Here is an 8625-nt window from a genome sequence, read left to right on the forward strand (position 1 = left end):
GCTCGGCCAGGGCGACATGCTCTACATGGCCGGCGGCGGCCGCATCTCGCGCGTCCACGGACCGTTCGTCTCGGACGAGGAAGTCGAAAAGGTGGTTCGTCACCTCAAGACGCAAGGCGCGCCGGAATATCTCGAGGCGGTCACGGCGGAAGAGCCGACCGACGAGGAGGGCGCGGTGTTCGATTCGACCGGCATGGGCGGCGATGGCGGCGGCGATCTGTTCGCGCAGGCGGTGGCGATCGTGAAGCGCGACCGCAAGGCCTCCACCAGCTACATCCAGCGCCGCCTCCAGATCGGATACAACCGCGCGGCCTCGCTGATGGAGCGCATGGAGCTCGAAGGCATCGTCGGGCAGGCCAATCACGCCGGAAAGCGCGAAATCCTGATCGAGGAAGAAGAAAGCCACTTCTGACGCATGACCGAACGATGACGATACCATCCCGGAGTCGCGAAATCGCCACAGCGCCGCGTTAGTGGCCGATTCCGCGGCCCGCCTGTCCCTGCAGCAACTTTCGATGCGAACAGACGAACTTCTGGACCAACGCACCGGGCGGCGACCTCCGCAGCCCGCTCCAAAAAAGGGGATCCCCGCGGCGTCGCAAAGCGCTTAGAGCACGATCAGCAAAACGGATTTTCGGTTTTGCGTGCGATCGCGCTCTAAAATGTTGAGAATGCGCATGATCTTTTCGCCAAACCGCTCACACTCCGGCGGATCATGCGCTAGAAAGCACACCTCGGGCGGACAGGACGAGACATTGAGCAGACACGTGACACATTCATCCGCGGCCCGTCGCCCGATCCGCGGTCGCGCGTGCGCCGGCGCGGTCTGGCTCGTCGCGGTTTTGACCACCGGTCTTTTCATTCCGCCCGCCGTCGCAGAGGCCGTTCCGATCCCGCAACCGGCGCCGAAGGATCGCGGCGGCGCGCCCGCGGCGAAACTTCATGAGACCGTCGAACCGGAGGTCACCGGCACCATGCAACCACCCGAGCCGATCATTCCGGATCGGCGGCGCAACGTGCCGGCAAACTTTTTCGCAACCTTCACTCCGGAGCAAAAGGCGGCCGCCGCACGCGTCAGCGCCTATCTGTCGTCGCTGCGGACATTGGCCGGAAACTTCGTGCAGGTCGGTCCCGACGGCAGCCGCTCGACCGGCGAATTCTACATCCAGAAACCGGGCAAGGTGCGGTTCGAATACGACCCTCCGTCGCCGATCGCGATGATTTCCGACGGCTCGTCGCTCGTGGTTCGCGACACCAAGCTCGCGACCCAGGACATCTATCCGCTGTCGCAGACGCCGCTGCGCTATCTGCTGTCCGACCGCATCGACCTGATGAAGGACACCAACGTCGTCGGTGTGACTTCGGACGATCTCTACATCAGCATCACCATCGAGGAGAAGCAGACGCTGATCGGCACCTCCCGCCTGATGCTGATGGTCGGCGTCAAGGACGGCAAGCTCAAGCAGTGGACCGTGACCGATCCGCAGGGCTACGACACCACGGTGGCGATCTATAATCTGAACTCCACGGCGAAACTCGACCCCGCTCTGTTCAAGATCGACTACACCCGATATCCGACGCCGAACAATTGAGGCGCCGCCCCGCGCGCAGACCCATCACCGGGCTGGTAAAGCGAATTTGACATTCGCTCCCCGCTTCGCAGCGATCTCGATTAGCCGTCATTGCCGGGCATGGCCGTTCGAAGAGCGGCGTCGCTTCGCTCGCCTATGGCCCGGCAAATCCATCAATCTTTGAATAAAGATGGATACGCGGGTCAAGCCCGCGTATGACGACACCGGGCTTATCGACGACTTCACCAGAAATCATGCATCTCTCCCTCACCACCTGGAATATCAATTCGGTCCGGCTGCGCATCGATCTGGTTGCGAAGTTTCTGAAAGCGCAGCGGCCGGACGTGCTGTGCCTGCAGGAAACCAAGTGCCCCGACGACGCCTTTCCGCTGAAACGCTTCCGCCGGCTCGGCTACGAGCACATCGCGCTCAACGGGCAGAAGGGCTATCACGGCGTCGCCGTGGTCTCGAAAGTACCGTTCGACGCCAGCAATATCCGCACCTTCTGCGACAAGATCGACTCGCGTCATGTCACCGTGACCTTCGGTCGCGAGGCGCGTCTCGCCGCGCCGCTGGTGCTGCACAATTTCTACGTGCCGGCGGGCGGCGACATTCCCGATCCCGCGCTCAATCCGAAGTTCGCCCACAAGCTGCAATTCCTCGACGAGATGAAAGCCTGCGCGCCGCTGCATCCGCAGGGCGACGACCGGCATGTGCTTGTCGGCGACCTCAACGTCGCGCCGCACGAGAACGACGTCTGGTCGCACAAGCAGCTCCTGAAGATCGTTTCGCATACGCCGGTCGAATGCGAGAAGCTGCTCGGCGTGCAAAGCCACGGCAACTGGGTCGACGTCGCTCGCGCGCGGATTCCGATGTCGGAGAAGGTCTATACGTGGTGGAGCTACCGCGCCGCCGACTGGGTTGCCGCCGACCGTGGCCGCAGGCTCGATCACATCTGGGTCTCGCAGGCGCTGCGGGACGGCGTCCGCGACTTCCGCATCACCCGCGACGCGCGCGGCTGGAACCGTCCGTCCGATCATGTGCCGGTGACGGCGGTGATCGAGGTGTGAGTGCGGATGCCACGATGACAGCCGCGCTCCTTCTCCCATTGGGAGAGGGTTGGGGTGAGGGGTTACGGATTATCGATAGGTCTTACGCCCTCACCCGGATCGCCGAGGCAATCCGACCTCTCCCCACGGGAGAGGTGTGAGCACGACGCGTCGATACTAAGTACTCAGCTTCGCCGATGCCATCAGGATGTCGCTGGTGGTCTGCCGCGTGCGGTTGGCGAGTTCGTCGCGAAGGCGGCGGGCGGCTGCGGGATCGCTGTCGAGCACGCGCAGAAACAACGTGCGCGGAATGCGGATCGCCATCGAATATTCCAGCGCGACCGCCGTCGCCGGCCGCGACATCGGAACGATCAGGGCCAGTTCCCCGATCAGCGCGCCGCGCTCGGCGATGACTTCCTGATCGCCGCCGTCCGCGACATGGATGCGAAAGCCGCCTTCCTGAACGACGTATCCTGCGTCCGCCTCGTCGCCGGCGCGAAACAGGATCGAGCCCCGCGCGAACTGCTGCTGCTCGGCGCCGATGGCGAGCACGCGCAGCGCCTCGGCTCCCAGCAGGCGCAGGGTCGGGACGCGCTCGAGCAGGACAACGTCATCGTCGATCGACATGGAGGACCAGTCGGCGATCCAGGCCCGGGACCGCCCAAAAACTGTTTTGACGAGAGCTGATACGAATTGCCAGCCTATAGCGTTTTCGAGCGAAGTGGAATCCGGTTCGCGTGAAGAAAACGCGCCAGTTCAAGACCCTAGAGCATGATCCCGAAAAGTGGAACCCGGATTTCGGATAAGATCATGCTCTTTCAAAAAGATAGGGCCAAAGTTTGATTCAGCCCGCTTGAACCGGACCTGTGTCACGGCACCAGCTTGTAGCCACCGGCTTCCGTGACCAGAATCTCCGGGTTGGCGGCGTCCTTCTCGATCTTCTGGCGCAGACGGTAAATGTGGGTTTCCAGCGTGTGGGTGGTGACGCCGGAATTGTAGCCCCAGACCTCCTGCAGCAGCGTCTCGCGCGACACCGGCATCTGCCCGGCGCGGTACAGGAAACGCAGGATCGCGGTTTCCTTTTCGGTCAGCCGCACCTTCTTGGCGGCGGCGGTCGTGAGCATCTTGGAGCCGGGCCGGAAGCTGTAGGGTCCGACCGAAAACACCGCGTCCTCGCTGGCCTCATGCTGCCGCAGTTGCGCGCGGATCCGCGCCAGCAGCACAGCGAAGCGGAACGGTTTGGCGATATAGTCGTTGGCGCCCGATTCAAGGCCCAGAATCGTGTCGGAATCGGTGTCGTGTCCGGTGAGCATGATGATCGGCGCCTTGAAGCCGCCTTTGCGCAAGCTGCGCACCACCTCGCGCCCGTCGGTATCGGGCAGGCCGACGTCCATCAGCACGAGATCGGGCGAGTGGGCCTTGGCCGCGCTGGCGCCCTTCGCACCGGTATCGACGGCGGAGGCCTCGAATTCCTCATGCAGGGACAGTTGCTCGACCAGCGTGTCGCGCAGATCGGTGTCGTCGTCCACGATCAGGATTTTGCGAGCATTGGCCATCGATGCGATCCTCCTGGCGGCGGGAACAAAGGCGGCGGCAACAACAAACCACCTTGACCAGGTGTGCCGCCTGATTGGGTCGTGTAAGTCGTGCGTTCGGACGTGTGAAAGCTGCAGCCACTCATTGTCCCGACGGAGTCTACTCCAAAACCGACGGGAATTTGGGTCAATGTTCCTGTAAAATCTGCCGGTTCCCATATTCGGACCGCAGCGCGGGCGAGATCTCCTCATTCCATGCAAAACTCAGGGTTATCAACGCCTTGCCCCACACATTCCCGTGATCGGCCGTTCGCCGCGATTCGCGTCCACCCCGCCGCCGGACGGCCGCAGCGGGGCTGGTTGATCGGCGCGGGCCGGCCTACGCCTGTGGCGATCGGCCGTGGCGGCCTCCGCGCCGACAAACGCGAGGGCGACGGCGGCACCCCGAAAGGAATTTTCCGCCCGGTGCGTTTGTGGTGGCGATCCGATCGGCATCCGCGGCCGCGAACGTTTCTGCCGGTTCGCGCGATCAAGCCGACCGATGCCTGGTGCGAGGATCCGGCCGACCGGCGCTACAACCGGCCGATCACGCTGACGACCGGCGCGAGCGGCGACCGGCTGAGGCGCGAGGATCATCTCTACGACTTCATTATCGAGATCGACCACAACACACGCCCCCGGATCGCGGGGCGCGGCAGCGCCGTGTTCCTGCATCTGGCCCGCGCCAACTTCGGCCCGACCGCCGGATGCGTGGCGATGACGCAGCCCGCGATGCTGCGGCTGTTGCAGCGGATCGGACCGCACACGAAAATCGTGATCGGGTGATATTGGAGAGCGGCGGAAGAATCACCGCGTTCCGAAAATCGCCGAGCCGACCCGCACATGGGTCGCGCCGAGAGCGATCGCGATACTGAAGTCGGCGCTCATCCCCATCGACAATTGCGTCAGCCCGTTGCGTCTGGCGATCTTGGCGGTGAGCGCGAAATGCGGCGCCGGCGCATCGTCCATCGGCGGGATGCACATCAAACCTGCGATCGTCAGACCATAGGTGTCGCGGCAGCGCGCGATGAAATCGTCGGCTTCCGACGGCGCGACGCCGGCCTTCTGCGGTTCCTCGCCGGTATTGATCTGAACGAAAAGATCGGGCTGCCGGTCCTGCCTCTCGATTTCCTTTCGCAATGCTTCGCAAATGCTCGGACGGTCGACCGAATGGATGGCGTCGAACAAGGCGACGGCCTCCTTCGCCTTGTTGGATTGCAGCGGACCGATCAGATGCAGCGCGATGCCGGGATGCGCGGCCATCAAGGCGGGCCACTTCCGCTGGGCCTCCTGCACGCGATTCTCCCCGAAAACCCGCTGGCCCGCGGCGATCAGCGGCGCGATCGCATCCGCGTCGAAAGTCTTCGACACCGCCACCAGCGTCACCGAGGAGCGTTCGCGCCGCGCATCCCGGCAGGCGCGGAGGATGGCGGCTTCCACGGCAGCAAGACCGTCAGGTTCAACAGCCGTGGCGGGCATGGCGCGTCCGGTGGTCGTCCGATTCGATCGGATCGGCAATTTTCGCTGATCGTTCCAAGTTTATCGATTTTCCCACAGTCTTCTTGAACCGTTGGTTCTACGTTCACGCCGGGGTCAGTGAACTGTGATGTCACGGATCAGCTTCAATCGCAAACGCGCCAAACTCGTGGGTCTTCTGGGTATTCGCGCCCGGCTCGTGCTGCTGGCGCTGATCCTGGTGGTGCCCTTGATGGTCGAGCGCGTCCGCTCGCTCGAAGACATGCGCGCCAAGACGATCGCCGAAATCAACCACGAGTTCGACAAGCTGGCCCAGCGCACGGTCAAGGCGCAACGTGAGGTCATATTATCGGTCGAGGCCATCCTGAAATCGGGCTCGCAGATCTATCTGTCGGGCGCGCGGCTTGGCGATGCCTGCGGGCTGATGCGCGCCAGCGTGCCGACGAACCTGCCATGGATCAGAGACGTTCTCGTTCTCGACACCGACGGGCGGGTCGCCTGCGCCAGCGCCGACGTCGGCGACATCAATCTCGACGATCGGGATTATTTCAAGCGCGCCAAGGCCGAACGCAAGCTGGTGATCAGCGACTACATCGTCAGCCGGGTCTCGAAGTTGCCGACCGCGGTGGCGGCCTATCCGATGTCACTGGCGGACAAAGGCAACGGCGGCGTCATCATCGCCGGCATCAATCTCGACTGGATGTCGAAGATCATGGACAACCTCGGCGGCAGGCCGGGCGTATCGGCGGTTCTCGTCGACAGCGCCGGAACGGTTCTGGCGGCTCCGTCCGATCAGGCCAGCATGATCGGCCATCCGGTCGACGACCTCCGGATGCTGTCGGCAATCGAGACATCGGGCGATCCCTCGAACAGCGCCACCGGCAGGTTGCATTTCACCGCCGCGAACGGCAAGGAACGCTTGGTTTCCTTCAGCCGCGTTCCCGGAACGCATTCCAGCCTGATCGTCAGCATCGACGAAGCCGCGGCATCCGCGACAATCAATCGCGAGATTCGCAAGGCCTATGTCCAGCTCGGTTTTGTCGGCCTTCTCGTCCTGCTCGGCGCGCTGATCGCCGCGGAACGGCTGATCGTCCAGCCGATAGCCCTGATGACAGCCGCGGCCAGGCAATTCGGGCGCGGCGACCGCGCCGCGCGCGTGGCCCGCTCCCAGTTGCCCGCAGAATTTGTTCCGCTGGCGCGGGCGTTCAACGCCATGGCGGCGCGACTCGGCAGACGCGAAAGCGAGCTGCTCGCCGCCAACGACCGACTGACCGTGATGGCCTCGATCGACATGCTGTCCGGCCTCGCCAACCGGCGCGGCTTCCAGAGCCGGCTCGATTTCGAATGGTGCAGGGCGCAGCAGACCGGTGAACGGCTGTCGCTGCTGATGATCGACGTCGATCATTTCAAGCTGTTCAACGACACTTACGGCCATCTCGAGGGCGATACCTGCCTCCACCGTCTCGGCGAGGTGCTGGGCGGGATCGCAAATCGGACCAGGGGTTTCGCGGCGCGCTACGGCGGCGAGGAATTCAGCCTGTTGCTGCCGAACACCGACGCCGGCGTCGCGATGACAATCGGCGAGACGGTACGCGCCGCCGTCCAGGCGCTCGCCCTGCCCCATGCGACCTCGAGCCATCAGACCGTGACCGTCAGCGTGGGCATCGCTTGCACCTCGCCGAACGAGACCCAGCAGCCGATGGAACTGGTCGAGGCCAGCGACGCCGCGCTCTACGTCGCCAAGCATCGCGGTCGCAACACCGTGGTCGAGCATGGTTTCGTCGGCGTTTCCGACGCTGAAGCCGACGCGGCCGCGATGACGCGGGCGGGCTAGAGCATGATCCCGAAAGTGGAAACCGGCTTTCGGAAAAAGATCATGCTCAAACAAAAAGATAAGCGACGAGTCTGGTCCAACGCAGGTGAACCAGACTCTGGATCACGATGATCTCGGATCGAATCGATCCCGAATCCTGAACGTTATCGATTCCGATATTTTGGAAAAAGTGCGAGCGGAAAACCGCGACACTTTTTCTCATCCTGCTCCAGCCGCACCGCCTACGCCCGCGCCGGAATCGCAAGGCCGCGCTGCACCGCCGGACGCGCCAGGCCTCGCTCCAGCCACGCCGCGACATGGCGGAAGCGGTCAAACTCGACCAGCTCGCGCGCCCCATAGAATCCGATCAGGTTGCGGACCCAGCCAAGCATCGAAATATCCGCGATGGTGTATTCATCGCCGGCAAACCAGCGATGGGTCGACAGGTGCGCATCCATCACGGCGAGCAGCCGTTTCGATTCCGCCACATAGCGGTCGCGCGGCCGCTTGTCCTCGAAATCCTTGCCGGCGAACTTATGAAAAAAACCGACCTGCCCGAACATTGGCCCGACGCCACCCATCTGGAAATGCAGCCACTGGATCGCGTGCCAGCGCCGTGCCGGGTCGGCGGTCAGGAACTGGCCGGTCTTCTCGGCGAGATATTGCAGGATCGCACCCGACTCGAACAGAGCGAGCGGCTTGCCGCCCGGACCGTCGGGATCGAGGATCGCGGGAATCTTGCCGTTGGGATTGAGCCACAGGAATTCCGCGCTCTTCTGCTCGCCCTTGCCGAAATCGACCAGATGCGGCTCGTAAGGCAGTCCGGTTTCCTCGAGCATGATCGACACCTTCACTCCGTTGGGCGTCGGCACCGAATAGAGCTGCAGCCGGCGGGGATCTTTGGCCGGCCAGCGGCGGGTGACGGGATAAACGGAGAGGTTGGCCATTGAATCACTCCCGAGGCGCGGTGGGCGTCCCGCTTACACCGCAAAACCACACCGCTTGCAAACCGCGACGTCCGGATCGTCCGACCCGTTGACCCCCGGTCCGCTTTCATGGCCTAGTCCCGCCATCCTGTAAAAAACGCTGCGATTCCATGACCTCAGAACGTTACAACGCCCGTGACGCCGAACCGCGCTGGC

General features: G+C 63.5%; 9 protein-coding genes. 5 read left to right on the forward strand and 4 right to left on the reverse strand.

Annotation, left to right across the window (positions count from 1 at the left end; genetic code table 11):
• The 3 genes from BGN91_RS09790 to BGN91_RS09800 all read left to right on the forward strand — a co-directional run.
• The coding region (locus BGN91_RS09790) for a DNA translocase FtsK (protein ID WP_292612631.1) at positions 1-412 on the forward strand (412 nt) is incomplete at its 5' end.
• 355 nt (positions 413-767) lie between these two features.
• Positions 768-1592 (forward strand): outer membrane lipoprotein carrier protein LolA, encoded by an 825-nt coding sequence (locus BGN91_RS09795; RefSeq protein ID WP_292612633.1) that lies wholly within the window; start codon positions 768-770, stop codon positions 1590-1592.
• Between the two features lie 233 nt (positions 1593-1825).
• Positions 1826-2641 carry an exodeoxyribonuclease III gene (locus tag BGN91_RS09800; protein WP_292612635.1) on the forward strand — a complete coding sequence of 272 codons (816 nt, stop codon included), beginning with the start codon at positions 1826-1828 and terminating at the stop codon, positions 2639-2641.
• A 156-nt stretch (positions 2642-2797) separates the two neighbouring features.
• On the opposite strand, the gene BGN91_RS09805 is transcribed toward BGN91_RS09800, so the two are convergent.
• On the reverse strand, positions 2798-3247 hold the full coding sequence (locus BGN91_RS09805) for a cyclic nucleotide-binding domain-containing protein (protein WP_292612637.1): 450 nt from the start codon (positions 3245-3247) through the stop codon (positions 2798-2800).
• A 242-nt stretch (positions 3248-3489) separates the two neighbouring features.
• Positions 3490-4176, reverse strand: a complete 687-nt coding sequence (locus tag BGN91_RS09810) for a response regulator transcription factor (RefSeq protein ID WP_292612638.1) — start codon at positions 4174-4176, stop codon at positions 3490-3492.
• Between the two features lie 234 nt (positions 4177-4410).
• On the opposite strand from BGN91_RS09810, the gene BGN91_RS09815 reads away from it, so the two are divergent.
• The gene (locus BGN91_RS09815) at positions 4411-4980 is read left to right on the forward strand and encodes a L,D-transpeptidase family protein (RefSeq protein ID WP_292612639.1); all 570 of its coding nucleotides are present in this window, start codon (positions 4411-4413) and stop codon (positions 4978-4980) included.
• Positions 4981-5001: 21 nt separating this feature from the next.
• On the opposite strand, the gene BGN91_RS09820 is transcribed toward BGN91_RS09815, so the two are convergent.
• Positions 5002-5673, reverse strand: coding sequence for a YggS family pyridoxal phosphate-dependent enzyme (locus BGN91_RS09820; protein ID WP_292612641.1), 672 nt, complete (start codon positions 5671-5673; stop codon positions 5002-5004).
• A 127-nt stretch (positions 5674-5800) separates the two neighbouring features.
• On the opposite strand from BGN91_RS09820, the gene BGN91_RS09825 reads away from it, so the two are divergent.
• Positions 5801-7504: a diguanylate cyclase gene (locus BGN91_RS09825; protein WP_292612643.1), complete on the forward strand. Its 1704-nt coding sequence runs from the start codon at positions 5801-5803 to the stop codon at positions 7502-7504.
• A gap of 221 nt (positions 7505-7725) precedes the next feature.
• On the opposite strand, the gene BGN91_RS09830 is transcribed toward BGN91_RS09825, so the two are convergent.
• Positions 7726-8430, reverse strand: coding sequence for a glutathione S-transferase N-terminal domain-containing protein (locus BGN91_RS09830; protein ID WP_292612665.1), 705 nt, complete (start codon positions 8428-8430; stop codon positions 7726-7728).
• Between the last annotated feature and the right edge of the window lie 195 nt (positions 8431-8625).

The sequence above is a fragment of the Nitrobacter sp. 62-13 genome (genome assembly GCF_001896955.1).
Classification (GTDB): domain Bacteria; phylum Pseudomonadota; class Alphaproteobacteria; order Rhizobiales; family Xanthobacteraceae; genus Nitrobacter.

What these genes read in the sequence shown, in the direction of transcription:
- BGN91_RS09800 (WP_292612635.1), top strand. Translation starts at nt 1,826, where the DNA reads ATGCATCTCTCCCTCACCACCTGGAATATCAATTCGGTCCGGCTGCGC.
- BGN91_RS09805 (WP_292612637.1), bottom strand. Translation starts at nt 3,247, where the DNA reads ATGTCGATCGACGATGACGTTGTCCTGCTCGAGCGCGTCCCGACCCTG.
- BGN91_RS09810 (WP_292612638.1), bottom strand. Translation starts at nt 4,176, where the DNA reads ATGGCCAATGCTCGCAAAATCCTGATCGTGGACGACGACACCGATCTG.
- BGN91_RS09815 (WP_292612639.1), top strand. Translation starts at nt 4,411, where the DNA reads ATGCAAAACTCAGGGTTATCAACGCCTTGCCCCACACATTCCCGTGAT.
- BGN91_RS09820 (WP_292612641.1), bottom strand. Translation starts at nt 5,673, where the DNA reads ATGCCCGCCACGGCTGTTGAACCTGACGGTCTTGCTGCCGTGGAAGCC.
- BGN91_RS09825 (WP_292612643.1), top strand. Translation starts at nt 5,801, where the DNA reads ATGTCACGGATCAGCTTCAATCGCAAACGCGCCAAACTCGTGGGTCTT.
- BGN91_RS09830 (WP_292612665.1), bottom strand. Translation starts at nt 8,430, where the DNA reads ATGGCCAACCTCTCCGTTTATCCCGTCACCCGCCGCTGGCCGGCCAAA.